This is a genomic window from Arthrobacter sp. Soc17.1.1.1, from assembly GCF_036867195.1.
Taxonomy (GTDB): Bacteria; Actinomycetota; Actinomycetes; order Actinomycetales; family Micrococcaceae; genus Arthrobacter_D.
Genome location: NZ_JBAJII010000001.1, coordinates 1,429,921 through 1,456,816, shown reverse-complemented (window position 1 = coordinate 1,456,816; position 26,896 = coordinate 1,429,921). Strand labels below are relative to the sequence as shown.

The window sequence follows — 26,896 nt, the reverse complement described above, 5'->3', positions numbered from 1 at the left end:
TGTCCCTTGTTCGAATCTGTGTGCTGTACGGGGGCTGCCGAGGGTTTCGGCCGAACCTTCACGTGAGAAAACGTTAACGTTCAGGTTGAGAGTTAACGTTATGTCAGGTAACTTCTATCCTTGACGCTAGGTGCATACGCTGCGCGTTGCAAAGACCGGACCCAGTGTGTCGGGCGTGTCGCCGCGTGTTGCCTCCGGGCCCGGCCTCTGATCGGCTCCCCGACGAGGCGGGATCCGCCTGCACCTGCACCTGCACCTGCCCCTCCCCTGCCGGCGCGCGTCATCGCGTCACCGGCCGGTCGGGGGTACTGACATCGAACTCACGGACCGGCGGATCGCTCGCCGGCATGGCCAGCATCGCCTCGAGCACCCGCGCCTTCTCGGCACTGCGCTCGGAGCTCCCCCAGAAGATCCGCTGGTCGCCCGAGAGCGACAGCTGGATGGAGTCCACGCTCGCCGCGGAGGCGTTGTTGAGCCGGGACAGCACACCCACGGGCAGCTCGGCCAGCACCGTGGTGATGGAGGAGAACACCTCGGAGTTCACCGCGTTGGTCCCGCCGTCGATCAGGGGCAGCTTGATCTGGTCCCGCTGGGCGACGCTCGCGAGCTGGCGGCCCTCGGCGTCGATCAGCACGAACTCCCGCCCGCTCTGCAGCACCGCGACCGGCACGCGTTCCCGGACCGTGACCACCAGCGTGGAGGGCGGCTCCGCGGCGATCTGCACGTCCTCGATGGGTGCCTTGTCGGCGAGCAGTCCGCGGACCCGGTCGGCGGAGATGCGCGTGAGCGACGTGCCCGTCAGCGGGGCCAGTGCGGCGTCCACCTCCTGCGTGGGGACGAGCACGTTGCCCTCGACCACCACGGTCCGCAGCGCGAGGGCCGGCGAGAACACCGCATAAGCCACCACGCCGCCGAGCACCAGCATCAGCGCCGAGATGGTGAGCAGCAGGGTCCGGAGCCGGTGCGACTTCCGCGGGGTCGGGAAGTCGATGACCGTGCCCGGCGCGGGCGTTCCACCGCCGCTGCGGTCGAGCTGCGAGACGGTCGCGCCCGGCCCCGTCCCGTTCTTCGGCGGCGTCGTGTTCCTCGGTCCCGTCCTGTTCTTCGAGGGCGTCGCACCGTACGGCATCCTCCCGGCCTCCGCGGACGCGGCACGCGGACCGGCCGCGCGGGTGACGGGCGGCTTCCGCGGCGTCATGCCGCGCCCCCCGACCGGTCACGGTCTGCCCGCTCGCGGAGCAGGGTGACGAGCTGCAGGCCGTACTGCGTGACGTCGCCGGCACCGATGGTGAGGATGATGTCGCCGGCCTGCGCGTTCGCGGCGGCGGCGCGCACGGCCTCCTGCGGATCCTCGATGTAGGCGGCACCGGGCAGCAGATCGGTGATGGTCCAGCCCCCGACGTCGGCGACGGGGTCCTCGCGCGCCGCGTAGACCGGCAGGACCGTCACGGAGTCCGCGAGCGAGAGCGCCGACGCGAAACCCGCGGCGAACTCCCGGGTGCGGGAGAACAGGTGCGGCTGGAACAGTGCATGCACCCGGTGCTCGCCCGCCACGGTCCGGGCGGCCGTGAGCGCGGCCTGCACCTCGGTGGGGTGGTGGGCGTAGTCGTCGAACACGCGGACGCCGTCGCCCTCGCCGCGGGCCTCGAAGCGGCGGGCCGCGCCCGAGAACAGCGACAGCGCGGAGGCCGCGACGGCGGGGTCCACACCGAGTTCGAGGGCCACGGCGAAGGCCGCGGCGGCGTTGAGGATGTTGTGGCGGCCGGGCACGCCGAGCTGCAGCTCCTGCTGGGCGTCCAGCCCGTCGACCGCGAACGAGAGGAGGCTGTTGGTGGTGCTCCCGACGGCCCGCGTGTCCGAGATGCGCAGGTCCGCGGTCGCGGCGTAGCCGTAGGTGCGGACCCGGCGCGGCTCGTGGACGTCGGCGGCGAGGGCGGCGGCGCCGGCGTCGTCGGCGCAGGCCACGAGGAGACCGTCCTCGGGCAGCTGCTGCGCGAACTGCCGGAACGAGGCGTGGACTGCCTCGGCGGTCCCGTAGTGGTCGAGGTGGTCCGCCTCGACGTTGGTGACCACCGCGATCCGGGGCGCGTAGTTGAGGAAGGAGCCGTCGGACTCGTCCGCCTCGGCCACGAAGATGTCGCCACCGGTCCACGCGGCGTTGACGCCCAGTGCGGCGACGTCACCGCCGATCGCGAAGGACGGCGCGAGTCCGGCCTCGCGCAGGAGGACGGTGATCATCGCCGTCGTCGTGGTCTTGCCGTGCGTGCCGGCCACGGCGACGCCCTGCAGCCCGTGCATGGCGGCGGCGAGGGCCTGCGAGCGGTGCAGCACCGGCAGACCCCGCCGGTGCGCCTCCGCCAGTTCGGGGTTCGTCCCGCGGATCGCGGAGGAGATCACCACCGTGCCGTCGTCGGGCACGGCGGCGGCGGCGTGGCCCACGTGGACCTCCGCGCCGAGGGCTTCGAGGGCGCGGAGGCCTCGGGAGTCCGCGGCGTCGGACCCGGAGACGCGGACGCCCTGGCCGAGGAGCACGCGTGCGACGGCGGACATGCCGGCGCCGCCGAGGCCGATGAAGTGGACGGGTTCGCGCAGGCGCGCGCCTCCCGTGTCCTGGGGCCCGGCGTTCATCGCGCGTCCCGTGCTGCGTCGAGGACCAGGTCCGCCATCCGGCGGTCCGCGTCCCGGACGCCCTGCGCGTAGGACGCCGCGGACATCGCGGCGAGCCGTGCGGGGTCCGTGACGAGCGCCGGCAGGGTAGAGCGGACCCACGCGGGGGTGAAGCCGGCGTCGTCCACGAGGAGGGCGCCGCCGGACTCGACGAGTCCGGCCGCGTTGAGCCGCTGCTCGCCGTTGCCGTGGGGCAGCGGCACGAGCACGGCGGGGAGACCCACGGCGCTGAGTTCGCTCACGGTCGCAGCCCCGGCACGCGCCACCAGGAGGTCGGCGGCCGCGTAGACACGCTCCATGCCGTCGACGAACTCGACCTGGTGGTAGCCGGCCGCGGCGAGCGGCGCACCGTCCTGCCCCGTCACCTGCTTGCCCCGCCCCGTGATGTGCAGGATCTGCACGCCGGCCGCGACGAGGTCGGGGACGGCGGCGGCGACGGCCCGGTTCAGGCTCGCCGCTCCCGAGGACCCACCGGTCACGATCAGGGTGGGACGGTCCGGGTCCAGTCCGAGGGACACCCGGGCGTCGGCTCGGCCGGCCGTGCGGTCCAGGTCCGCGATGCTGCGGCGCATGGGCATGCCCACCAGCACGGCGTCCGCCAGTCCGGTGCCGTCGAAGGCCACCGCGACGCGCGCGGCGATACGGGCACCGAGCCGGTTGGCCATCCCGGGACGCGCGTTCGCCTCGTGGATCACCACGGGGACGCGCCGCGTCCAGGCGGCGAGGTACACGGGCGTGGAGACGTACCCGCCCACGCCGACGACGACGTCGGCTGCCGCGTCCGCCACGATGGCGCGTGCCTGCCGGACCGCGCGGACGAGGCGCACGGGCAGCTTGACGAGGTCGATGGAGGGCCGGCGCGGCATGGGCACGCGGTCGATGGTCCGCAGGTCGAAACCGGCAGCCGGGACGAGGCGCGTCTCCATGCCCGCCTCCGTGCCGACGGCGGTGATGCGGGTGCCGGGCCGCCGGTCGACGATCGCCCCGGCGATCGCGAGCAGGGGGCTGATGTGGCCGGCCGTGCCGCCGCCCGCGAGGACCACCGACACGGTGCGTTCAGGAGGTGAGGGGTGTGTCATGGAAGTGCGGGATCTCTTCTCGGGGTGGAGGACGTGGCCGGGGGCCCGGCGACCGGCGCGTGCGGCGTCTTGCGCGCGAAGGACAGCAGGACGCCGACGGCGGCGAGGGTGAAGGTGAGGGCGGACCCTCCGTAGGAGATGAAGGGCAGCGGCACACCGATGACGGGAAGCAGTCCCGTGACCATGCCGATGTTCACGAAGGCCTGCCCGATGAGCCAGACGAGGATCGATCCCATGAGGATCCGTACGAAGGGATCGGTGTAGCGCAGGGCCACACGGATGGTGGCCACCGCGAGGATGCCGAAGAGCAGGATCACCACGAGGGTGCCGAGGAGCCCGAACTCCTCGCCGATGATGGCGAAGATGAAGTCGTTGTGGGCCTCGGGGATCCAGTTCCACTTCTGCCGGCTCTGGCCGATGCCCACACCGAACCAGCCACCGGAGGCCATGGCGAACAGCCCGTTGTCCGACTGCAGGCAGAGGTCCGCACCGTCGTCGCAGTTCAGGCCCAGCCACGCGCTGATGCGCCCGCCACGGTTGGAGCTCGTCGCCACCATCACCAGGGAACCGGCCACGGCGGCGAGTCCGGCGAGGCTGAACAGCTTCATCGGTGCTCCCGCGAAGAACAGGGCCGCTCCGGCGATCATCATGAGCACGAGCCCGGTGCCGAGGTCACCGCCGATCAGCACGAGGCCGATGGGCAGCCCCCCGAACGGCAGGGCCGGGATCATGGCGTGCTTCCAGTCCCGGATGAGCGCCTTCTTGCGCTCGAGGACGGCCGCGAACCAGAGGGCCAGGGCGAGTTTGGTCGGCTCGGACGGCTGGAAGGTCTGGCTGCCGATCTGGATCCAGTTCTTGTTGCCGTTGATCTCGACGCCGATGACGAGCACGAGGATCAGCAGCACCACGGCGATCGCGAGACTGGGCCACGCGAGTGCCTTGTACGCGCGGGGGCCGAGCCGGGACAGGATCACCATGAGCACGAGCCCGGCGCTGGCCCACACGGCCTGCTTGAGGAAGAGGTCGAACGTGTCCTTGCCCTCCGAGATGGCCTCCACGGAGGACGCGGAGAGCACCATCATGAGGCCGATGGCCGTGAGCGCCAGCGCAGCGCCGAGGATCAGGTAGTAGCTGGAGCCCGAGGGCGTCCGGTCCGTGCCCTCCAGGAACACCCAGCCGCGCCGCAGCCGCGCGCGGAGGCCCTTCGAGGGCCGGTCCTCCGGCTCGGCGGTGCGGGGCGCCGCCGTCGTGCCGACTGCCTTGACGGTGTGGGCCTTGGCCGCGGCACTCGTCGTGGCGGGGCCGCGCCCGGTCCCTGCGGGAGGGCCGGCGGGTCGGCCGGGGTCGGTGGTGCGCGCCGGCCGTACGGAGGGTTTGCGTCCGCCCGGACGGGTAGGCGTGCTCATCACGACTCCTTCGCGGTCGGCGCCTGGCCCCCGCGCGCGCCGACCGCCGCCATGAAGGCGGCTCCGCGGTGCGCGTAGGAGGAGAACTGGTCCATCGATGCTGCGGCCGGCGCCATCAGGACGGTGTCGCCGTCCCGCGCGAGCCGTGCTGCCTCGTCGACGGCCCACTGCATCAGGGCGTCGCCGGTCGCCGGGTCGGGCCCGCCGTCGTGCCCGTCCCCGGTCCGGGCGCCGGGGTGCAGGGAGACCGGGACGTCGGGGGCGTGGCGGGCGAGGGCGCCCTGGAGCGGCGCCGGGTCCTCTCCGAGCAGCACGACGGCGCGGAGCCGGCGGGCGTGGTCCCGGACGAGGTCGTCGTACGACACGCCCTTGGACAGGCCGCCGGCGATCCACACGACGGAGGAGAAGGAGGCGAGGGACGCCGAGGCGGCGTGCGGGTTGGTGGCCTTCGAGTCGTTGATCCAGAGCACCCCGTCCTCGTTCGCGACCACCTGGATGCGGTGGTCGCCGGGCCGGAACGCACGGATGCCGTCGCGGACAGCGGCCGGCGGGAGGCCGGCAGCGCGCACGAGGGCGGCAGCGGCCAGCGCGTTGGCGACGAGGTGGCGGGGCACGACCTCGCCGAGTTCGCTGATGGACGCGAGCTCGGCCGCGGAGTCCTTGCGCTGCTCGATGAAGGCGCGGTCCACGAGGAGGTCCTCGACGACGCCCATCATGCTGACGGACGGCATGCCCGTGGTGAAACCGACGGCCCGGCACCCCTCGACGACGTCGGCCTCCTCGACCATGGCCTCGGTCTCGCGCTGCTCGACGTTGTAGACGCAGGCGATCCTCGTCCGCTCGTACACGGAGGCCTTCGCCGCGAGGTACGCCTCGTAGCTGCCGTGCCAGTCCACGTGGTCCTCGGCGACGTTGAGGCAGACGCTCGCGAGCGGTGAGACGGAATGCGCCCAGTGGAGCTGGAAGCTGGAGAGTTCCACCGCCAGGAAGTCGTAGCCCTGCGGGTCGCGGATGACGTCGAGGATGGGCGTGCCGACGTTGCCCGCCGCCACCGCACGCTTGCCCCCGGCGAGGAGCATGGACTCGGTGAGCCCGACGGTGGTGGTCTTGCCGTTGGTGCCGGTGATGGTGAGCCACTCGGCCGTGGGGCGTCCTTCCCGGATGCGCACGCGCCAGGCCAGTTCGACGTCGCCCCAGATCGGGACGCCGGCGCGCGCGGCATCGGCGAGCAGCGGCTGCGTGGGGCGCCAGCCCGGGGAGGTCACCACGAGGTCGGGCAGGTCGCCGTCGACGAGCGGGAGCGCGGCGGCGTGCTCGGCCCCGAGCAGCACGTCGCGGGCACCGACGATGCGCAGCGTGTCCGCCTTCGCCTCGTTCTCCTCGGTGGCCCCCGCGTCCACGACGACGACGACCGCGCCGAGTTCGACGAGGGTGTCCGCGGCGGAGAAGCCCGACGCACCGATACCGGCCACGACGACCCGTAGCCCGGCCCAGTCGGCATCCCAGGTGGTCAGGCCCTTCAGGCGCGGCGTCTCCCGAAGGGGGGTGTGTCCGTTCGCTGCGCTCATCCGACGACCCATTCCGCGTAGAAGATCCCGAGTGCCCCGGCGACGAAGAGCCCGGCGAGGATCCAGAAGCGGACCACCACCGTGACCTCCTGCCAGCCCTTGAGCTCGAAGTGGTGCTGCAGGGGCGCCATCTTGAAGACGCGCTTGCCGCCCGACAGCTTGAAGTAGCCCACCTGGATGATGACGGAGAGCGTGATCATCACGAACAGGCCGGCGAGGATCACGAGGAGCAGTTCGGTGCGGGAGAGGATGGCGAACCCGGCGATGGCCCCGCCGATCGCCAGCGATCCGGTGTCGCCCATGAAGATCTTCGCGGGTGACGTGTTCCACCACAGGAAGCCCACGAGGGCACCGCTCATCGCGCCGGCGATCAGGGCGAGGTCCAGGGGGTCGCGGACCTCGTAGCAGACGCCGCCCGCCCCGGGCGAGCCGCAGCTCTGGTTGCTCTGCCAGATGCCGATCAGCATGTACGCGCCGAACACGAGGATGGAGGCGCCGGCGGCGAGGCCGTCCAGGCCGTCGGCCAGGTTCACGCCGTTGCTGGCGCCGGTGATGATGAGGTTGGACCAGATGACGAACAGGATGGCCCCGAGGACCGTCCCGGCGAACGCGAGGTCGATCGGCGTGTCACGGATGAAGGAGATGGCCGTCGACGCCGGGGTACGCCCCTCCGCGTTGGGGAACCGGAGGGCCAGGACACCGAAGATCACACCGACCGCGGTCTGCCCGGCGATCTTCGCCGGCGCGCTCAGGCCGAGGCTGCGCTGCTTCGAGATCTTGATGTAGTCGTCCGCGAAGCCCACGAGCCCCATGCCGGCGGCCAGGAAGAGGAGCAGCAGTCCCGAGGCGCTGGGGCCGCCCACCGGGGAGCCCACCATCATCATCACGAGGTGTGTCATGAAGTAGGCCAGCAGCACCGATCCCACGATCACTGCCCCGCCCATGGTCGGCGTCCCGCGCTTGGTGTGGTGGGCGGTCGGGCCGTCGTCGCGGATGAACTGGCCGTAGCCCTTGTTCACCAGGAGCCGGATGAACAGGGGTGTGCCGGCGAAGGCGAAGACGAGCGCCGACGCGGAGCCTATGAGGAGTGCTATCACGGCTGCGGGGCCTTTCCGGAGGCGTCAGGATCGCTGACCGCCTCAGATTCTGCAGAGGGGTGGCGTGCCACACGGTCGCCGAGGAAACGCAGCCCGGCGCCGTTGGAGGACTTGAAGAGCACGATGTCGCCGGGCGCGAGCTCCGCGGCGAGCATCCGCTCGGCGGCTTCGACGTCGTCCACGTGCACGGCCTCGCTCCCCCACGAGCCCTCCAGCACGGCGCCGTTGAACAGCGCCCGGGTGTTGGGTCCCACGCAGATGAGCTTGGAGATGTTGAGCCGGACGACCACGCGGCCGAGGAGGTCGTGCTCCTCGATCGAGCGGTCGCCGAGCTCGAGCATCTCGCCGAGGACGGCCCAGGTACGCCGGTGGCCGGCGCGTCCGAGTTCGGCGAGGGTCCGCAGCGCGGCGCGCATGGACTCGGGATTGGCGTTGTAGGCGTCGTTGATGACGGTCACGCCGTCGGCGCGTTCGGTCCGCTCCATCCGCCAGCGGCTCGCGGCGGCCTGGGTGCGCAGGCCCTCGACGATGGCCGACGGGGCACAGCCCACCGCGTAGGCGGCGGTCGCCGCGGCCAGCAGGTTGGTGGTGTGGTGGAGGCCGAGCAGCGGGGAGACGACGTCGTGCTCGCTGCCGTCCGGGAAGACGAGGGTGAAGGACGGGCTGCCGTCCGGCGTCGTCGTGCTGTTGCGGGCGCGCACCACGTCCGAGCCGTCGGCGGTGAAGTCGTCGGAGGACGTGAAGAACGCCGTGCGCGCGGAGGTGCGGGCCTGCATCGCGAGGACGCGTTCGTCGTCGGCGTTGATGATCGCGGTGCCGGCGGCGGGCAGGGCCTCGAACAGCTCGCCCTTGGCCCGGGCGATGTTCTCGACGCCGCCGAACTCGCCGGCGTGCGCCGAGCCGACCCCCAGGACCACGCCCACGTCCGGCTGGACGAGCGAGGCGAGGTACGCGATGTGGCCGGGCTTCGTGGCGCCCATCTCGATGACGAGGTACCGCGTGTCCCAGTCCGCCTCGAAGACGGTCAGGGGTACGCCGACCTCGCCGTTGTAGGAGCCGCGCGGGGCCACGGTGGGTGCCTCGGCGGCGAGGATGCCGGCCAGGAGGTCCTTGGTGGTGGTCTTGCCGGCGGAGCCGGTGATGCCGATGACGGTCACCTCGCCGTGCGCGCGGAGCCGCCGGACGGTCTCGGCGGCCAGTGCCCCCATGGCGAGGACGGCGTCGGGCACGACGACGGACGGGAACGGCGTGCCGTCCGGTCGGGTGACCGCGTGTTCCGCCAGCGCGAGGACCGCGCCGCGTTCGAAGGCGCCGCCGACGAACAGGTGCCCGTCCGACTCCTCGCCCGGCTTCGCGACGAAGAGGGACCCGGGGACGCATTCGCGGGAGTCGGTGGCTGCGGAGGTGACGGTGATGGCGGGGAGGCCGGCATCGGTGCCGACGAGGGCACCGCCTGTGAGTGCCGCGATCTCGGCTGCGCTGAATTCAATCATGTCGGTTCAGGACTCTATCCCGGCCGGTGAAAGCCCAGAGAATCCGTGCCTTGTCAACGCGGAGCGCAGTTCCACGCGGTCGTCGAGGGACAGGTTGATGCCCTTCACTTCCTGCCAGACCTCGTGCCCGCGGCCGGCGATGACGACGGTGTCGGAGGGACGGGCCAGGGCCACGGCGCGGTCGATCGCGTCCGCCCGCGGGAAGACCTCCAGCACCTCGCAGGTGAGGCCCTCGTCCCGGACGGCGGCGTCGGCGCCCGCGCGGACGGCCCGGCGGATGACGGCGTCGTCCTCGTCGTGGGGGTCGTCGTCGGTCACGATGAGGATGTCGGACAGGCGCGCGCCCACCGCGCCCATCACGGGGCGCTTGGACTCGTCGCGCTGGCCGGTCGCGCCGAACACGGCGATGACCCGGCCACCGGGCCGGCGTACGGAGGCCAGCGTGCGTTCGAGGGCGTCGGGGTTGTGGGCGAAGTCGACGATCGCCGCCGGCTCCTCGCCGATGAGCTGCATGCGGCCGGGGACCTCGGTGGTGAACGGGTTGGCGGCGTCGAGTGCGCGCTGGAGGTCGGCCACGGGCACGCCCGAGGCGAGGACCATGATGGCCGCGAGGGCGGCGTTGGAGATGTTGAACGTCCCCGGCAGTCCGCTCCGGACCGTGAGCCGCTCCCCCGTGCGTCCGCGGAGGACGAACGTGTGCCCGAGCCCGCTGGGCTCGACGTCGGTGACGGTCCAGTCCGCGTCGGACGCGCTGCCGGACGCGCTGTCGGACGCGCTGTCGGACGCGCTGTCGGACGCGCTGTCGGACGCGCTGTCGGACCCGGGGCCCGTCCCGGGAACGGTGCGCAGGGTGACGACGGGGACGTCCGCGGCCTCGGCGAGCCTGCGCCCCCAGGTGTCGTCGACGAGGACGACGGCGCGGCGGCACCGCGCGGACGTGAAGAGCGTCGCCTTGACCGCGAAGTAGTCCTCCATGGTGCCGTGGAGGTCGAGGTGATCCTGGGTCAGGTTGGTGAACCCGGCGACGTCGAAGAGCACGCCGTCGACGCGTCCGAACTCGAGGGCGTGCGAGGAGACCTCCATGGACGCCGCGTCGAGCCCGCGCTCGCGCATCAGCGCGAGGAGGGAGTGCACCTGCGGCGATTCCGGCGTGGTGAGCGCGCTGGGGATGGCCTCGTGGCCGGCCCTGATCTCGATCGTGCCGATGAGTCCCGTGGACCGGCCGAGCGCCTCGAGGAGGGCGTTGAGGAAGTAGGTGGACGTCGTCTTGCCGTTCGTCCCCGTGATCCCGAACAGGGTCGGTGCCGCCCCGCCGTCCGGCCGGCTGTCGAACACCACCCGCGCGAGGGGACCCACCACGCGCCGGGGGTCCGGCACGACGACGACGGGCGGCAGCGCGTCGCCCGCTGCTGCAGCGCGGTCGGCCAGGATCGAAGCGCCCGCGCTGTCGGTGAGGACGGCGACGGCTCCGGCACGGACCGCCTGCGCGGTGAACTCCGCGCCGTGCCGCGCCGCTCCGGGCAGAGCGGCGTAGACGTCACCGGGCAGCACCGCGCGGGAGTCGAGGGTGATCCCCGTAACCGTCGGGAGGTCCGGGGGGATGGACGGACCGGTCGGCACGCCCACGGCGGCGAGGGCCGCGGACAGGTCGACGGGTCGGGGGGCATGCGGGCGCATCAGGGAAGCGGGACTCCCCTGCGGCGTAGTCGGGTGCACGGTGCTCTGGCCTCCGGGTCAGTATTCGACCGGGTAGATGTCCGGCTTGCTCGTCGAGGCGGGGACGTTGTTCGAGTTGAGGACCTGCTTCATGACCTTCTGGAAGGACTCGCCGGGGATCAGGTAGTACAGGTCGCCCTTGGGCCGCTGGAGGGTGATGACGACGACGTACTCCGGGTCCTCGATCGGGGCGATCCCGGCGTAGGAGAGAGTGTAGCCGTCGTACCCGCCGCTGGCGCTGGGCGCCTCCGCGGTACCGGTCTTCGAGCCGACGCGGTACTGCTCGAGTTCGCCCGACTTGCCCGATCCCTCCTCGGTGACGGTCTCGAGCATCTTGCGCATCTCCACCGCGGTCTCGTCGGAGACGACCTCCGTGCCCTCGTCCTGGGGCACCTTGTGCTCGGTGCCGTCGGGATCGATGTAGGCGTCGATGAGGCGGGGCTTGAGGCGGACGCCGTCGTTCGCGATGGTCTGGTACACCATCGCGGTGTGCAGGGCGGTCTGCGTGAGGCCCTGCCCGAAGAGGACCGTGTACTGCTGGCGCTCGTCCCACTTGTCGGGGGTGGTCAGCAGGCCCTGGTTCTCCTCGCCGAGGCCCGTGCCGAGCGGCTCGCCGATCCCGAACTTCTTGAGCCAGTCGTAGCGTTCCTGCTTCGTGAGCTTCTCACCGATCTGGACCGTACCCGTGTTCATGGACTTCGCGAGGATGCCTGCGGCCGTCCGGTGCTCGGTGCCGTGCTCCGAGGAGTCCTTGAACGTCTGGTCGTCCACCGTGTACCGGTTGTCGAGGACGAACTTCGAGGTGGGCTCGATGAGCTTCTGCTCCAGTGCGGCCGCGAGCGTGATGACCTTCGTCGTCGATCCGGGCTCGAAGGAGGCGCTGACGGAGTTCGGGCTGCGCTTGTCCGCGGGAGTCGCCTCGGGGTCGTTCGGGTCGAGGGTCGTCGATTCCGCCATGGCCCGGATGGCACCGGTCTTCGCCTCGACCACCACGATGTTGCCCCACTCGGCGTTGTAGTCCTTCACCTGGGAGGCGATGGTCTGCTGCGCGAACCACTGCAGGTCCTGGTCGATGGTCAGCTTGACGCTCTGCCCGTCCACCGCCGGCACGTCCTCGTTCGTGGCGTAGGGGATCCTGATGCCGTCGCCGCCGATCTCGAAGGTGCGGCTGCCCGCCTCGCCCGTGAGCTGGTCGTCGAGCGACACCTCGAGGCCCGACCGCGCGTTGCCGTCGGTTCCCACGTAGCCGATGATCGAGCCGGCCACGGGTCCCGCCGGGTAGGTGCGCACGCTCGTCTCGTCCGCGTACACACCGGGGACCTTCACGGCCAGCGCCCGGTTCTTCACGTCCGGCGTCACGGATTTCTGGACGTAGTTGAAGGTCTTCTCACCGAGGACCGCTGCGCGGAGCGTCTCCTCGTCGGTGCCGAGGACGGCGGCGAGTTCGGCGAGTCCCTGGTCCATGGGGATGATCTCCCAGTCCTCGAGTTCCTCGTTGTAGCGCCGGAAGTCGTCGACGGCGCTCAGCCGCTGGTCCACCACGATGTCGTAGCGCTCCACGCTCCGCGCGAAGTACTTGCCGTTCATGTCGACGATCGAGCCACGGACAGGCTGGACCGCGGTGCTGGTGAGCCGTTTGGACAGCCCGGCCTGCGCCATGCCGTTGAGGTCGAGTGCCTGGAGCTGGAACAGGCGCACGCCGAGGACCATCAGCAGCACGAGGACGAACGCCAGCCCCACGCGCAGACGCGTGGACCCCAGGGCCAGGCGGAGGCTGTCGGGGCTGCCGGTGCGTGCAGGGGTCACGGAGGAATCCTTGTCGATCAGGTGCGTGCTGTGCGGGAAGCGGCGGGCGCGGGCGTGTCGCTCCGCTAGCGGGCGGACCCGAGCTGCTCCGGGGCGGGGATGGTGCCCGAGGCCGAGCTTTCCTGTCCGTCCGCCGTCGTGGCGTCGGAGGGCGCTGCGTCCGCCGCGACCTGCTCGTCCGCCGGCGCCTCGACGGGTACCTCGACAGGTGCCTCAACAGGCGCCTCAACAGGCGCCTCGACCGCGTCCGCTGCGGGAGCCTCGACCGCCACGGGTCCGGCCTGCCCGGTGACGAGGCTGGGGGCGGCGATGAGGACCTCGGGCTTGGGACCCTCCTTCGCGGGCTCCGGGGTGCCCGTGACCTTCATCGACTCCAGGTCGATGGTCCCGAACGTCGGGGAGGAGACCATGTCGAGTTTCGTCGCGGCGGCGGCGAGGTTCTGCGGGGCCTCCTTGCCCTCGATCTCGAGGACCAGGGCGTCGTTCTCCTGGCTCAGCGCCACCTGCTGGTTGCGGAGCTGCACGAGTTCGTACTGCGTCCCGGACACCGAGATGTTCAGCATGAGCACGGCGGCCAGGGCGGCGCCGAGCACGAGCAGGCTGAAGACGGCGAAGGGCACGCGCCGGCGCGTGGGCCGCGCGGGGACCACCGAGAGCGGCGTGCGCGGCTTCGGCCGGGTGCCGACGGTCTCCGGACTGCCTCCGGTGAGCCTCTCCGGCAGGCGGTCCGGGGCGAGGGCGAGGGCCCCGTGCCCGGCGTAGGCAGTGGCGCGGTGTCGCTTCTCAGCAGTCAATACCTGGCTCATCTGGTCTTCCTGTCGACGGGTGCGGCCTTGATGCGTTCGACCGCGCGCAGCTTGGCGGAGGCCGCGCGGGGGTTCTCTTCGATCTCCGCTGCCGTCGGCGCTTCCGTGCCGCGCGTCAGCGAGCGGAGGTACGCCTTGTGCTCCTCGAGTTCGACCGGGAAGCCGACGGGTGCGGAGGACCTCGTGCCCGCGGTGAAGGCGCTCTTCACGATGCGGTCCTCGAGGGAGTGGTAGGACATCGCGACGACCCGGCCGCCCACGACGACGGAGTCGACGGCGGCGGGCACCGCGCGCTCGAGGACGGAGAGTTCCTGGTTGACCTCGATGCGCAGGGCCTGGAAGGTGCGCTTGGCGGGGTGTCCCCCGGTGCGGGCAGCCCCGGCCGGGACCACGCTCCGGATGACCTCGACGAGCTGGGAGGTGGTCCGGAAGGGCTCGGTCTCCCGTGCCCGCACGATGGCCGAGGCGATCCGCCCGGCGAACTTCTCCTCGCCCCAGGTGCGGATGATGCGCAGGAGGTCCTCGGACGCGTAGGTGTTGACCACCTCGGCGGCGGTGACGCCCCTGCTGGTGTCCATCCGCATGTCGAGGGGCGCGTCGTAGGAGTAGGCGAAGCCGCGGTCGCGCTCGTCGAGCTGGAGGGAGGAGACACCGAGGTCGAAGAGCACGCCGTCGACGCCGTCGATGCCGAGGTCCTGGAGCACCTCCGGCAGCTCGTCGTACACGGCGTGCACGAGGTCGGTGCGGTCCGCGTACGGGGCGAGGCGCTCCCCCGCGAGGTCGAGCGCCTCGGTGTCGCGGTCAATCCCGACGAGGTGGGCGGTCGGGAAGCGCTGGAGCATGGTCTCGGAGTGCCCGCCCATGCCGAGCGTCGCGTCCACGACGACGGGCCGGCGGCCCGCGCTCTCGGCAGCGGCCACGGAGGGGGCGATCAGGGAGACGCAGCGGTCGCGGAGGACGGGGACATGTCGCTCATCGGTGGGCCGGTCTCCGCCCATGCGTCCTCTCCCTCCTGCAGTTCGCCATTCATCGTCTCGGTGTTTCTGCAGGCTGGCGGGCGGAGGTGTCATGCTCTTGAGTCAGACCCCCATCCGGCCGGACGGTCCTCGCCTGGCTCCGGGGAAGTGGAGCCAGGAGGCGGACCGTGTCCGGCGGCTGGAGATCTCATCCAAGAGATGCCGCCCACCCGCGTCGTGCGTGCTGCTATGTGGTCGTGCTTGTGGTGCTTGTCGTGCTGGTGCCTGCCCGGCTCAGATGATGCCCGGGAACGCGTCCTCGTCCGTCTCGGAGAAGGCGGTCTCCTTCTCCGTCAGGTAGGACTCCCAGGCGTCGGCCGCCCAGATCTCGGCGCGGCTTCCCGCTCCGATCACTGCGAGCTCCCGGTCCAGGCCGGCGTAGGTCCTCAGGGCGGGCGGGATGGTGATCCTGCCCTGCTTGTCGGGGACCTCGTCCGAGGCCCCTGACAGGAAGATGCGGTTGTAGTCCCTCGCCTGGCGTGACGAGATCGGTGCCGCCCGCATCTGCTCGTGAACCCTTTCGAACTCACTCATGCTGAAGACGTAGATGCAGCGTTCCTGGCCCCTCGTGAGGACCAGCCCCTCGCTCAGTTCCTCGCGGAATTTCGCAGGGAGGATGAGCCTGCCTTTTTCGTCGAGGCGGGGGGTATGCGTTCCGAGGAACATCCCTGACCGCCTGTTCTGAGTCCGCCAAGCCCAGCGTTTCGCTGCCTTGCTCTTATATTCCCCACTTTACTCCACAACTCTCCCCGGTCAATGCAACCGGGGCGCGGCGCGCCCCCCGGCGCGGCGCTCCCTCCCGGTCGTCGACCGCGTCGCCGCGCGGGCTTGGCGGGATCGCGTGGCGATCGGGTGGCGGGGAGCGAAGTGGAGGGCCTGGGGGCGACGCCGTCGGATGCGGTGGCGTTAAAGAGGAAGAACCCGCCGTGGCGGGTTCTTCCTGGAGTTGTTCGGGTGCGGGCGTCTAGGTCTGGTCGCGCTTGCGCTCGTCCCACTTGTCCTCGAGGCTCGACATGAAGCCGCTCTTCCCCGGGGACGGGGTCTTGGCGGGCTTGCCCTGGGGCTGGCCGGTATCCGCCTGGCGGGACTTGGTGGTCGCGAAGTACACCCCTGCGCCCATGATCAGGAATCCGGCGACACCGACGATGGTGAGCTGGTAGACGATGCCCGCGAGGAGGACGAGGATGCCGGCGATGGTGATGAGGGAACCGATGACCAGTCGCCGTGTGGACATCGACTTGCGTGTGTCCGACGCCATCGAGTGGGCGAACTTGGGATCGTCGGCGTGTAACTGCTGCTCGAGCTGATCAAGCAACCTCTGCTCGTGTTCCGAGAGTGCCATGACCGCCTCCTTGATGTGGATACCAACGTTCCTTTACCCGACCAACGACCCGCACGCGAACCGGGTTCCCGGCGGAGGGGTCGTGAACCTCGGGCTCCGGAGGACGGAATGACGTGCAGGACGACAGGCGGGCTGCCTGTTTAAAGACTAGTTTGCTACGCAGTGGGTGGAAAGTCACAATGCGGAGTTGATCGGGCTGTCCGCGGGATGATAACCGTCCCGATCGCCGGCGCTCAGGGCCGGTCGGGCGGGCGGACGGCACCCCGGTCGGGCTGCGTCCCGGAGGGTCCGCCGGGGCGTCCTCGGGCCCCACGGTCGGGGCCCTGCGCCGGATCCTCACGTCCGGCCCCGCCCCTGTCCCGTACCTTCGGACGGAGCAGCCCCGCGGGGACCACGCCGGCGTCGCCGAACTTCCGGTTCACGTCGTCGAGGGCCCGCTCGGCGATCCGCCAGTTGTCGTCCCGCCGGTCGATGGTCAGCTGCGTGGACCCGTCTCCCGCCGTCTCGAGGGACTCGGCGCGCAGGCCGATCAGGCGGACCGCCATGGGCCGTTCGCCCAGCGCAGCCAGGAGCGCCGTCGCAGCACCGTACAGCGCGTTCGCGCTGTCCACCGGCTCGTCGAGCTTCTTCGAGCGGGTCAGTGTGGAGAAGTCGGCGTAGCGGAGCTTGAGGGCCACTCCCCCGGCCCGGTAGCCCGAGGCGCGCAGCCGGGTCGCCGTACGGTGGGCCAGCCTCAGCAGTTCACGCCTCAGGGTCTCGGAATCATCGATGTCGCTGGAGAACGTCTCCTCGGCACCGATGCTCTTCTCCGGCCGTGACACCACGACCCGCCGGGGGTCGCGGCCCCATGCGAGGTGGTGCACGTGCTCACCGGAGGCTCCGAGCAGGCGCCTGAGCGTGCTCACGGGTGTCTGCGCGACGTCCTGGACGGTGTGGATGCCGATCCGGGCGAGGACCTCCTGCGTCTTGGCGCCCACCCCCCACAGTGCGGACACGGGCAGGGTGTGGAGGTAGGCGACCGTCTGATCCCCGGGGATGAGGAGGAGACCGTCGGGTTTGGCCCGCGTCGAGGCGATCTTCGCGACGAACTTGGTGGTTGCGGCGCCCACGCTCGCGGTGATGCCGAGGGTGTCCTGGATCTCCGCGCGGACCTGCTCCCCGATCTCGCGGGGACCGCCGAGGCGGCGCATGGATCCGGCGACGTCGAGGAAGGCCTCGTCCACGCTCAGCTGCTCCACCTCGGGCGTGACGGCCCGGAAGATCCTCATGACCTCGCGCGAGACCTCGGAGTACCGCTGGTGGTGGGGAGGCAGGATCACGGCGGTGGGACACTGCCGCATGGCGACGGACATCGGCATCGCAGAGCGCACGCCGTAACGGCGCGCCTCGTAGGAGGCGGACAGGACCACGGACCGTCCCGACGGCGATCCGACGACGACGGGAACGCCGCGCAGATGGGGGTGGTCGAGCAGTTCGACGGAGACGAAGAACGCGTCCATGTCGATGTGCAGGATGTGGCACTCCGCATGGTCGACCGCCTTCGACCCCTCATCCCATGACACGCACACATCGTACTCAGTGCCACCGACGTCCCTGGTCCGGAGGACGCGGGGACCGGTGGCTCCAGGTCCCGGGGCCGTGAGCGGTCGGTCGGAGCGGCAGGAGGGCGCGCGACGACGGATAGAGTGGGAGCACAACGTCCAGCCGACCCGCCCGGGAGATCCATGCTGCCCGCACCCGCCACCCCCGATCAGGACGGCCCCGTTCCCGACGCCATCCCGGAGGAGCAGGATCGGTTCCGGTCCTCGCTCACCCTCAGCATCGAGGCGTTCCTCGATGAGCAGCGCGTCGTCCTCGCGGACATCTCCGCGGAGTCGCTGCCGCTCATCTCGAGCATCGCCGCCCTGACGCGCGGGGGCAAGAGGATGCGCGCCCTCCTGTGCTACTGGGGCTGGCGCGCGGCCGGCGGCTCACCGACGGCGTCGGCACCGGTCGTCGCGGGGACCGCGCTCGAGTTCTTCCAGGCCGCCGCACTGATCCATGACGACATCATCGACCGGTCGGACACCCGGCGTGGCCGGCCCAGCGTGCACCGCCAGTTCACGATGCGCCACGCGGACGCGGGCTGGCACCTCGACCCCGAGCGATTCGGTGTCTCGGCCGCCATCCTGGCCGGGGACCTCTGCCTCGCCTTCAGCGAGGAGCTCTTCACGACGTCCTGCTCCGGCACGACCGGCGACGCGGCACGCACCATCTTCAACCGCATGCGTACCGAGGTCATGGCCGGCCAGTACCTCGACCTGCTCGAGGAGGCCGTCGGCCCGGACCAGACGCCCGAGGTCGCCGAGGAACGCGCGCTCAACATCCTCCGCTTCAAGTCGGCGAAGTACTCGATGGAACGCCCGCTCATGCTCGGCGGCGCCCTGGCGGGCGCGGGCGACGCACTGCTCTCGGCCTACTCGGCGTTCGCCCTGCCACTGGGCGAGGCGTTCCAGCTCCGCGACGACGTCCTCGGGGTCTTCGGCGATCCGGAGGTCACCGGCAAGCCCGCGGGCGACGACCTCCGCGAGGGCAAGCGCACGTTCCTCATCGCCCGGGCGCTCGGCTCGGCATCTGATGCGGATCGCGCGCGGATCAATGCGATGCTCGGCGACACCGCGCTGGACGAGGACGCCGTCGGCCTGCTCCGGGGGATGATCGTCGACAGCGGGGCCCTGGCCCACACCGAGCAGCTCATCGCCGGGAAGTCGGACGCCGCCTTCGCGGCGCTCGAGCGGCTCGACGTCGACGGGACGTCCCGGTACGCACTCCGCCTGCTCGCGGAAGCAGCGGTCACGCGCTCGGCGTGATACTCGCCGCCCGCAGGGATCAGCCTCGTCCTGTGGCCTGACGACCGCGCTGCGTGATCCCGGTCCGTCCCCCTACCAGGCGGCTGCCTGGGCGCGACGGCGGATCTCCGTCTTGCGTCCCTCGCGCAGTGCGTCGATCGGGCGGCCAGGCAGCGATTCGTCCTCGGTGTAGAGCCAGCGGATGATGTCCTCGTCGCCGTACCCGGAGTCGGCGAGCACCACCACGGTCCCCCTGAGGCTGTCGAGGACGGCGCCGTCGACGAGGAAGTCGGCGGGGACGCTGCGGATCTTGCGCTCACCGACGCGCACGCTGACCAGCGACCTGTCGCTGATGAGCGAGTGCACGCGGGTGATGGGCAGATCGAGGGCTGCGGCGACGTCCGGCAGGTTCAGCCAGGCCGGGACGAGGTGTTCTAGTTCAGTCACCGTCCAAGCGTGCCATGGTCCTGGACCCAACTCCACCCGGGAGGCCCGACGCCGTCCCGGGCCGCTCCGCGAAGGACGGCTGCCCGCCGCAGGCTCAGGAGTTCTGCAGGACGGGGCCGCAGCATGCGCAGGGCCGGCGCAGAAACGGCGCAGGACAAGCCAAGGAGGAACGCAGGACGAGCGCAGGGATCGGACTCCGGTCGCGACACGCCGAAGCTGCGCTTCAGGCCGTTCGGGGAGCTCTTGTGCTACCTGCGTTTTCGTGTAAGTTCACAGGAGTCACACAAGTAACAGTATCAACACGTGACTCAACAGCATCATCAGCACGTGTACGTACCCGGCCGGGAAGCATCACCTCGGGTACGTACGTCCGCGCGGACTCAGCCGCCAACAGACGAGGAACGAAACATGACTGCCCAGCGATCGAACGCACCGCTGAACGGCACCCGCAGGAAGGCTGCCGGCGCGAGCCGACGCGGCCTGAACGTCGCCGTGACAACCGCCGCGCTGCCCGCGGTGATTCTCTCTTCCGTTGCCCTCGCCAATCCGGCGTCGGCAGCTCCCGCCCCGCAGGCGCCCGCCGCCCGGCACATCACCGGACCGGCCATGCAGGCCCCCGCCCGGGCAGTCGTCCCCGCCGCCCTCGTGGCGACCCAGATCCCGGCGCAGAAGATCACGGTCCACACCGAGACCACGCCGAGCGAGTACACGATCAAGCCCGGCGACACCATCGGAGCCGTCGCCAAGCGCTTCGGCCTCGCGACCGACGCCGTCCTGAAGCTGAACAAGCTGGACGCGCGCACCATCATCTACCCCGGACAGAAGATCAAGCTGAAGGGCAGCGCGGCACCGGCCGCCACCCCGGCTCCTGCCGCTCCGGCCCCCGCCGCCCAGCCGTCCGCGGCCACCTATGTGGTCAAGCCCGGTGACACCCTCGGAGCCATCGCCTCCCGTCACGGCGTGAGCCTGCCGAACCTGCTGACGGCCAACAAGCTCTCGATGACCTCGATCATCTACCCCGGCCAGAAGATCACCCTCGGCGGCGCTCCCGCCCCGGCGCCGGGCAAGCCCGCCGCCGCTCCTGCCCCCGCCCCCGCCCCCGCTCCCGCAGGCGGCAGCTACACGGTGAAGTCGGGTGACACCCTCGGTGCCATCGCCTCGCGCAACGGCATCGGACTGGACGCGCTGCTGAAGGCGAACAACCTCGGCATGACGTCGGTCATCTACCCCGGGCAGACGCTGAAGCTGGCGGGGAGCGTGACCCCGCAGGCCACGCCGCAGGCACCCGCCCCTGCACCGGCCCCCGCTCCTGCCCCGGCCGCCGGCTCGTACACGGTCAAGGCCGGCGACACCCTCGGCGCCATCGCCTCCCGCAACGGCGTCGCACTGAGCAACCTGCTCACCGCCAACAAGATGACCATGACCTCCGTCATCTACCCCGGGCAGAAGCTCACGCTCCCCGGCGCCGGTACCGCTCCGGCCCCCGCCCCGGCTCCCGGCAACCTCGTGCCCTCGACCTTCCTGGGCTACCAGTACCCCGACAAGGTGGTGGCGGACGCCAACGCCAACAAGGCCCTGCTCAACTCGATGCCGGCTCCGTCCCAGGCCGAGATGAAGCAGATCGTCGCGGACACGGCCCGCTCCATGGGCGTCGATCCGAGCCTCGCGCTGGCCTTCGCGTACCAGGAGTCCGGCTTCAACCAGCGCGCGGTGTCCCCGGCGAACGCGATCGGCACCATGCAGGTCATCCCCTCCTCCGGGCAGTGGGCGAGCGACCTGGTGGGCCGCAAGCTCAACCTGCTGGATCCCTACGACAACGCCACCGCCGGCGTGGCGATCATCCGCTCGCTCGTACGCACCAGTCCCTCGCTCGACATCGCCATCGCCTCCTACTACCAGGGCCAGTACTCGGTGCAGAACCGTGGCATGTTCGAGGACACCAAGCAGTACGTCGCATCGATCAAGGCACACCAGAAGAACTTCCGGTAGGCCGCTCCGGCCGGTGCCGGATCGATCGAGGGGGTGGGACCGAGTGGTGGTCCTGCCCCCTTCCGGCGTACCCCACTATCATCGGAGGGTGCACCAGCTACGGAAGGATCCGCTCGAGGGCGCCATCGTCGACGGACGGTACGTCGTAGATTCCCGGGTGGCGCGCGGTGGCATGTCCACCGTCTACCTGGCCACCGACCGGCGCCTGGACCGCCGGGTGGCCCTCAAGGTGCTGTACCCGCACCTGGCCGACGAACCCGGCTTCATCGACCGCTTCGAGCAGGAGGCCAAGTCCGCCGCCCGCCTGTCGAACCCGCACGTGGTCGGCGTGCTGGACCAGGGCGTCGACGAGATCGACGGGCAGCCGGTCGCCTATCTCGTGATGGAGTTCGTCCGCGGCCGGACGCTGCGTGACCTGCTGCGTGAGCACGGCCGGCTCACCCCACGCCACGCGCTGACCCTCCTGGACGCCGTCGTGGAAGGGCTCGCCGCTGCACACGAGGCGGGTCTGATCCACCGTGACGTGAAACCCGAGAACGTGCTGCTGTCGGACGCCGGCACCGTGAAGATCGCCGATTTCGGCCTCGCTCGCGCCGTGTCGGCGAGCACCGGCACCGCGACGCTCGTCGGGACCGTCGCCTACCTATCCCCCGAACTGGTCCTCGGGCGGCCCGCCGAGGCCCAGAGCGACATCTACTCGACCGGCGTCATGCTCTTCGAACTCCTGACGGGTCGGCAGCCCTTCACCGGGGAGTCCCCCATCCAGGTAGCCGTCCAGCACGCCCAGTCCGAGGTACCGGCCCCCTCGGTCCTCCTGCCCGGACTGGCCGTGGACATCGACGAGCTCGTGCAGTGGTGCACCTCGAGGGACCCCGAGGATCGGCCCGTGGACGGCTCCGCACTCCTCGGCGAACTGCGGCACATCCTCGCCACGCTCGGCGACGACGAGCTCGACTTCGCACCGGCCGACCCGCCCGCCCCGGTGCCGGACCAGGACACGCTGACCGCGGCCGTCGTCCCCCGCCTCGCGCACGCGCCGGCAACCGCACCGCCCGAAGCACTCACCGAAGCACTCACCGGGGCCCGGGCCGGCGCCACCGACCGCCTGTACGACGGCCAGTACGACGGCCTGTACGACGGCACGACGACGGTTCCGGGAGGGACGGAGGTACTCCCCGCCCCCGCAGGGCAGGCCACCACGCGCGTCGTCGACCGGGACCGCAACGCGACACGCGTCCTCGGGGCCATGCCGCAGCAGCCGCCGTCATGGAGCGCGCCCCTCCCGGCGGACGCGGCTCCGGCCGGCGACCCGCGCGGCGGGGAACGCCCCGACGGCGCCGAGGTGCACGGCGGCGTGACCCACGACGCTGCGGGGCATCACGACCGGGACGGCCGGCGGCTCCACGAGGTCGACGACGCGCTGCCGGCCGGACGGCCGGGAGGAAGCACGGTCCGCCTGCCGTCGAAGAGACAGCAGGCGCGGCAGGCCCAGCGACCCCAGAAGACGCTCCATGGCACAGCGGCGCGGCGGTCCGTGCGGATCCTCGCCGTCCTCCTCGTCCTCCTCGCCGGCCTCGTGGCCGGCGTGGGCTGGCTCTTCGGAGCGGGCCCGGCCGGCACGGTGTCCCTCCCTGACGTGGCGAACGCCCCGCTCGCGGAGGCCCGCGCCGTCCTCGAACGGGAGGGACTCACCTCCCTGTCGACCGAGGAGGTCTTCGACGAGCAGGTGCTCGAGGGACTGGTGATCGCCACCGAGCCCGCCGCCGCGTCCCCGGTCCGCCGCTTCGAACGCGTCGAGCTGGTCGTGTCGAAGGGGCCGGAGCTGTTCGCCGTCCCCGACGTGGTCGGCAGGACGCAGGCGGAGGCGACGGAGGACCTGCGCTCAGCAGGGCTCGCCGTCGGCGGCCTCGGCGAGGAGTACAGCGAATCGGTCCCGGCGGGCGAGGTGGTCCGCCAGATCCCCGGCCAGGGCGCGGAACGCCGCCTCGGCTCGGCCGTGGACCTCGTCGTGTCGCTCGGTCCGGCGCCCATCGCCGTCCCCGAGGTCTCCGGCCTACCCGCGAAGGAGGCCGTCGCGGCGCTGGAACGTGCAGGGCTCAAGGCGGAGATCGAGGAGGCCCGGGTGTTCAGCGCGACCGTACCCGCCGGTTCGGTGGCGCGTCAGGACCCCTCCGGCGTCGCCGTGCAGCGGGGCACCCCGGTGACGCTGACGCTGTCGCAGGGGCCGCGCATGGTGAGGGTCCCCAGCGTGTTCTCGCTGCCGGAGGAACGCGCGGTCGCCGTCCTGGAGGAGGCGGGCTTCACCGTGCAGGTCGACTACACCTTCGGCAGCGCCGTCCTCGGACTCGTGGCCGGTCAGAGCCCCACGGGCGAGCAGCCCGAGGGGACCACGATCCGGATCACCGTCACCTGACGCAGGGAGGGAGGGTGGCCGGCGGCCACCCTCCCTCCCTGCGTCCCGGCGGTCAGCTCTTGGAGAGGGCTCCGGCGACGAGGAAGGCCATCTCCAGCGACTGCATGTGGTTCAGGCGCGGGTCGCACACGGACTCGTAGCGTTCCAGGAAGGCCTCCTGGTCGATCGGGTCGGCGCCGCCCAGGCACTCGGCGACGTCGTCGCCGGTCATCTCGACGTGCAGGCCGCCGGGGAAGGTGCCGAGGGCGTTGTGCACCTCGAAGAAGCCGCGCACCTCGTCGATGACGTCGTCGAAGTTGCGGGTCTTGTACCCGTTCGGGGACGTCACCGTGTTGCCGTGCATGGGATCGGTGACCCACAGGACCTGCGCCCCGGATGCGGTGACGCGCTCCACCAGGGAGGGCAGCTTCTCGCGGATGTTCCTCGCACCCATGCGGGTGATGAACGTCAGCCTGCCCGGCTCGCGGGTCGGATCGAGCTTGTCGATGAGCGCCAGGGCGTCGTCGGCCGACGTCGAGGGGCCGAGCTTCACGCCGATCGGGTTCCGGACGCGGGACAGGAAGTCCACGTGCGCGCCGTCGATGTCGCGGGTCCGCTCGCCGATCCACAGGAAGTGCGCCGAGGTGTCGTACGGCAGGGACGTCCGCGAGTCGATGCGCGTCAGTGCCCGTTCGTAGTCGAGGAGCAGTGCCTCGTGGCTGGCGAAGAACTCCACGCGCTTGAGGGCCTCGAAGTCCGTGCCGCAGGCGTCCATGAACCGCACGGCCCGGTCGATCTCGCGGGCCAGCGACTCGTACCGCGAGTGCGCGGGGTTGGCCATGAAGCCCTTGTTCCAGTGGTGGACCAGCCGCAGGTCAGCGAAGCCGCCCTGGGTGAAGGCACGGATGAGGTTCAGCGTCGATGCGGAGGTGTGGTACGCCTTCACCATGCGGGAGGCGTCATGGCCGCGGCTCTCCGGGGTGAAGTCGTAGCCGTTGACCATGTCGCCGCGGTAGGCGGGCAGGGTCACGCCGTCGCGGGTCTCGTCGTTGGAGGACCGGGGCTTGGCGAACTGGCCGGCCATCCGGCCCATCTTGATGACGGGCAGCGAGGCGCCGTAGGTGAGGACGACGGCCATCTGCAGGATGGTGCGGACGCGGGCGCTGATCTTGTCCGCGGTCGCGCCGTCGAACGTCTCTGCACAGTCGCCGCCCTGGAGGAGGAAGGCCTTGCCCTGCGCGGCGGCCGCGAGCCGTTCACGCAGCACGTCGACCTCGCCGGCGAAGACCAGCGGGGGAAGGGTCGAGAGCTCCTTGACCGACGCCGAATACACTCCGGGGTCCTGCCACGAGGGCTGCTGGACCGCCGCCATGGAGCGCCAGGCATCGAGGCCGGCGGTGGAGGGGGCAGGAGCCGCGGTGCGCGGGAGGGCGGGAGCTAGCGAATCAGTCACAGGGGAATTCTACGGGCTGGGTACGGGGTGGCCCGATTCGGTCCGTCATCGCCACCGTCCCGGATGTCATACAGCCCGCCGACCGGGCGGAGATGATCAGCCCGCGTCGGGCTGGGCGGTGCTGCCGTTCGCGCCGCTCGTCGTGTCCCCCGCGACGGGGCCCCTGTCGGCGGAGGGCGCTCGGCCGATCTCCGTGACGGAGCCCGGCGCCGGGCTGCCCGTCTCGGTGGAGATGCGCACGGCGGCACGGCGGGTGTCGGCTCCGGGCTTCGGCGTCTTGCGTCCGGCGGCCTTCTCCGCGGCGAGCCGCTCCTTGACCGTGCTCGCGTAGGCGTCGACGTACTCCTGCCCCGACAGGCGCATGAGCTCGTACATGATCTCGTCCGTCACGGAGCGCTGCACGAAGCGGTCGTCCTCGAGCCCCTCGTAGCGGCTGAAGTCGAGCGGCTCGCCGATGATGATCCCCACGCGGCGGATGTTGGGGATGCGCCGCCCGATGGGCTGGACCTTGTCCGTCCCGATCATCGCGACGGGGATCACGGGGACGCCCGTGGCGAGCACCAGCTTCGCGACGCCCGTCTTCCCGCGGTACAGGCGACCGTCAGGGCTGCGCGTCCCCTCGGGGTAGATCCCGAGCACGCCGCCCTCGTTCAGGATGTCCATCCCCGCCGTCAGGGAGGACGACGACGCCGCGCCGCCCGAGCGGTCCATGGGCAGCTGGTTGGAGAGCCGGAAGAACAGGGCCGTCAGCCTGCCCTTGACGCCCTTGCCCGTGAAGTACTCCGACTTGGCGAGGAACACGACGGTCCGGGGCACCACGATGGGGAGGAAGATCGAGTCGGAGAAGGAGAGGTGGTTGCTGACGAGCACCGCGGGACCCGTCGCCGGGATGTTGTCGAGTCCCTTGACCCAGGGCCGGAACAGGAGGTTGAGGATCGGACCGACGATGATCCGCTTCATCACCCAATAGAACACGCCGCTCGTCCTCCCTGCAGGGACGGAACGGCACTGTGCATGCCGCCCGCTTTCCATGTGGAAGCCTACTCTAAGGGTGTCGGCGGCACGGACGGTGCCTGGGCGGCCGGCGCGGGGCGACCCGAGGGGACACCGACACGCTGCGGACCGGTTGACGTGGCGGCCCGCGGTGTCCACGATTGAACGAGCACGCCCTCTGATGACCAGGACGCCGGGCGGGGACCTTCGGACCCGGACCGCAGCACGCGACAGCAGGTAGCAAAGTATGGGCCCCCGAGGTCAGGAACCGAACGAATCCACCGACGACGCCGTATGGCAGGACCTCGTCGCGCGCCTGGAGGGGACCTCCACCGCTTCCCCCTCGACTCCCGGGGGCGACACGGGGATCCCGCCGGCGCCCGTCGGACTCCCGGCGGAGGGCCGGGAACCCCGCCCGGACGTGTCCGGGGCGCACGGCACCGAGGACCTGACGGACCGGGAGCGCGCCGATGCGATCTTCCGTGACCAGCCGTTCCGCGCCACCGGGCCCCGTGACTACGCCGCCCCGGAGGAACCGGAGGAGGACGAGGGCTTCGTCCCGGAGGAACCGCCGCCGCTCGGTGCCGGCGATCCTCTGACGGTGCTGGCATGGGTCGGCGCCGCGGGCGGGCCGATCACGCTGCTGCTGTTCGCCATGTTCTGGCGCGACGCCCCCCTGGCCGTCACGCTCGGGGTCCTCGCCCTGTTCCTCGCCGGCGCCGGGTATCTCGTCACCAAGCTGCCCAAGCACCGGGACATCGGGGACGACGGCGCCGAGGTCTAGCGCGCTCCCGGCGG

At 71.2% G+C, this 26,896-nt stretch carries 21 protein-coding genes; 4 read left to right on the top strand and 17 right to left on the bottom strand.

What is annotated here, in order from left to right:
* Window positions 1–280 precede the first annotated feature (280 nt).
* The 14 genes from V6S67_RS06555 to dinB form a co-directional block, all read right to left on the bottom strand.
* Window positions 281–1,198, bottom strand: coding sequence for a cell division protein FtsQ/DivIB (locus V6S67_RS06555; protein ID WP_334209472.1), 918 nt, complete (start codon window positions 1,196–1,198; stop codon window positions 281–283).
* Window positions 1,195–2,628 carry a UDP-N-acetylmuramate--L-alanine ligase gene (gene murC / locus V6S67_RS06550; protein ID WP_334209471.1) on the bottom strand — a complete coding sequence of 478 codons (1,434 nt, stop codon included), beginning with the start codon at window positions 2,626–2,628 and terminating at the stop codon, window positions 1,195–1,197. Before murC ends, V6S67_RS06555 begins: the two co-directional genes overlap by 4 nt.
* Window positions 2,625–3,746: an undecaprenyldiphospho-muramoylpentapeptide beta-N-acetylglucosaminyltransferase gene (gene murG, locus V6S67_RS06545; protein WP_334209470.1), complete on the bottom strand. Its 1,122-nt coding sequence runs from the start codon at window positions 3,744–3,746 to the stop codon at window positions 2,625–2,627. The genes murC and murG overlap by 4 nt, the downstream gene beginning before the upstream one ends.
* On the bottom strand, window positions 3,743–5,152 hold the full coding sequence (gene ftsW / locus V6S67_RS06540; RefSeq protein ID WP_334209469.1) for a putative lipid II flippase FtsW: 1,410 nt from the start codon (window positions 5,150–5,152) through the stop codon (window positions 3,743–3,745). The genes murG and ftsW overlap by 4 nt, the downstream gene beginning before the upstream one ends.
* Window positions 5,152–6,720 carry a UDP-N-acetylmuramoyl-L-alanine--D-glutamate ligase gene (gene murD, locus V6S67_RS06535; RefSeq protein ID WP_334209468.1) on the bottom strand — a complete coding sequence of 523 codons (1,569 nt, stop codon included), beginning with the start codon at window positions 6,718–6,720 and terminating at the stop codon, window positions 5,152–5,154. The genes ftsW and murD overlap by 1 nt, the downstream gene beginning before the upstream one ends.
* Window positions 6,717–7,817, bottom strand: a complete 1,101-nt coding sequence (mraY, locus tag V6S67_RS06530) for a phospho-N-acetylmuramoyl-pentapeptide-transferase (protein ID WP_334209467.1) — start codon at window positions 7,815–7,817, stop codon at window positions 6,717–6,719. Before mraY ends, murD begins: the two co-directional genes overlap by 4 nt.
* A complete protein-coding gene (locus V6S67_RS06525; RefSeq protein WP_334209466.1) occupies window positions 7,814–9,310 on the bottom strand; it encodes a UDP-N-acetylmuramoyl-tripeptide--D-alanyl-D-alanine ligase in 1,497 nt (498 codons plus the stop codon). The genes mraY and V6S67_RS06525 overlap by 4 nt, the downstream gene beginning before the upstream one ends.
* Window positions 9,311–9,316: 6 nt before the next feature.
* Window positions 9,317–10,987 (bottom strand): UDP-N-acetylmuramoyl-L-alanyl-D-glutamate--2,6-diaminopimelate ligase, encoded by a 1,671-nt coding sequence (locus V6S67_RS06520; RefSeq protein ID WP_334209465.1) that lies wholly within the window; start codon window positions 10,985–10,987, stop codon window positions 9,317–9,319.
* A gap of 57 nt (window positions 10,988–11,044) precedes the next feature.
* Window positions 11,045–12,832 (bottom strand): peptidoglycan D,D-transpeptidase FtsI family protein, encoded by a 1,788-nt coding sequence (locus V6S67_RS06515; protein ID WP_334209464.1) that lies wholly within the window; start codon window positions 12,830–12,832, stop codon window positions 11,045–11,047.
* A gap of 65 nt (window positions 12,833–12,897) precedes the next feature.
* On the bottom strand, window positions 12,898–13,638 hold the full coding sequence (locus V6S67_RS06510) for a hypothetical protein (protein WP_334209463.1): 741 nt from the start codon (window positions 13,636–13,638) through the stop codon (window positions 12,898–12,900).
* Window positions 13,635–14,636: a 16S rRNA (cytosine(1402)-N(4))-methyltransferase RsmH gene (gene rsmH, locus V6S67_RS06505; RefSeq protein ID WP_334209462.1), complete on the bottom strand. Its 1,002-nt coding sequence runs from the start codon at window positions 14,634–14,636 to the stop codon at window positions 13,635–13,637. The genes V6S67_RS06510 and rsmH overlap by 4 nt, the downstream gene beginning before the upstream one ends.
* 252 nt (window positions 14,637–14,888) lie before the next feature.
* Complete coding sequence (gene mraZ / locus V6S67_RS06500; protein WP_334209461.1) at window positions 14,889–15,320, bottom strand: division/cell wall cluster transcriptional repressor MraZ; 432 nt, start codon at window positions 15,318–15,320, stop codon at window positions 14,889–14,891.
* A 298-nt stretch (window positions 15,321–15,618) separates the two neighbouring features.
* Window positions 15,619–15,996, bottom strand: a complete 378-nt coding sequence (locus V6S67_RS06495; RefSeq protein WP_334209460.1) for a DUF3040 domain-containing protein — start codon at window positions 15,994–15,996, stop codon at window positions 15,619–15,621.
* Window positions 15,997–16,229: 233 nt separating this feature from the next.
* The gene (dinB, locus tag V6S67_RS06490; protein ID WP_334209459.1) at window positions 16,230–17,558 is read right to left on the bottom strand and encodes a DNA polymerase IV; all 1,329 of its coding nucleotides are present in this window, start codon (window positions 17,556–17,558) and stop codon (window positions 16,230–16,232) included.
* 162 nt (window positions 17,559–17,720) lie between these two features.
* On the opposite strand from dinB, the gene V6S67_RS06485 reads away from it, so the two are divergent.
* Window positions 17,721–18,845: a polyprenyl synthetase family protein gene (locus V6S67_RS06485; RefSeq protein WP_334209458.1), complete on the top strand. Its 1,125-nt coding sequence runs from the start codon at window positions 17,721–17,723 to the stop codon at window positions 18,843–18,845.
* Window positions 18,846–18,917: 72 nt separating this feature from the next.
* Here the strand turns inward: V6S67_RS06485 and V6S67_RS06480 are convergent, their stop codons facing one another.
* Window positions 18,918–19,271 carry an Rv2175c family DNA-binding protein gene (locus V6S67_RS06480; protein ID WP_334209457.1) on the bottom strand — a complete coding sequence of 118 codons (354 nt, stop codon included), beginning with the start codon at window positions 19,269–19,271 and terminating at the stop codon, window positions 18,918–18,920.
* 408 nt (window positions 19,272–19,679) lie between these two features.
* Here V6S67_RS06480 and V6S67_RS06475 point away from each other — a divergent pair, with 408 nt between their 5' ends.
* Window positions 19,680–21,260, top strand: coding sequence for a LysM peptidoglycan-binding domain-containing protein (locus V6S67_RS06475; protein WP_334209456.1), 1,581 nt, complete (start codon window positions 19,680–19,682; stop codon window positions 21,258–21,260).
* Window positions 21,261–21,348: 88 nt separating this feature from the next.
* Window positions 21,349–23,673, top strand: coding sequence for a protein kinase domain-containing protein (locus V6S67_RS06470; protein WP_334209455.1), 2,325 nt, complete (start codon window positions 21,349–21,351; stop codon window positions 23,671–23,673).
* A 52-nt stretch (window positions 23,674–23,725) separates the two neighbouring features.
* Here V6S67_RS06470 and V6S67_RS06465 read toward each other — a convergent pair whose 3' ends face one another.
* Together V6S67_RS06465 and V6S67_RS06460 are read right to left on the bottom strand one after the other, a co-directional pair.
* Complete coding sequence (locus V6S67_RS06465; protein ID WP_334209454.1) at window positions 23,726–25,105, bottom strand: class II 3-deoxy-7-phosphoheptulonate synthase; 1,380 nt, start codon at window positions 25,103–25,105, stop codon at window positions 23,726–23,728.
* Window positions 25,106–25,201: 96 nt separating this feature from the next.
* Complete coding sequence (locus V6S67_RS06460; protein WP_334209453.1) at window positions 25,202–26,080, bottom strand: lysophospholipid acyltransferase family protein; 879 nt, start codon at window positions 26,078–26,080, stop codon at window positions 25,202–25,204.
* Window positions 26,081–26,345: 265 nt separating this feature from the next.
* Here V6S67_RS06460 and V6S67_RS06455 point away from each other — a divergent pair, with 265 nt between their 5' ends.
* On the top strand, window positions 26,346–26,882 hold the full coding sequence (locus V6S67_RS06455; protein WP_334209452.1) for a hypothetical protein: 537 nt from the start codon (window positions 26,346–26,348) through the stop codon (window positions 26,880–26,882).
* Window positions 26,883–26,896: the final 14 nt, after the last annotated feature.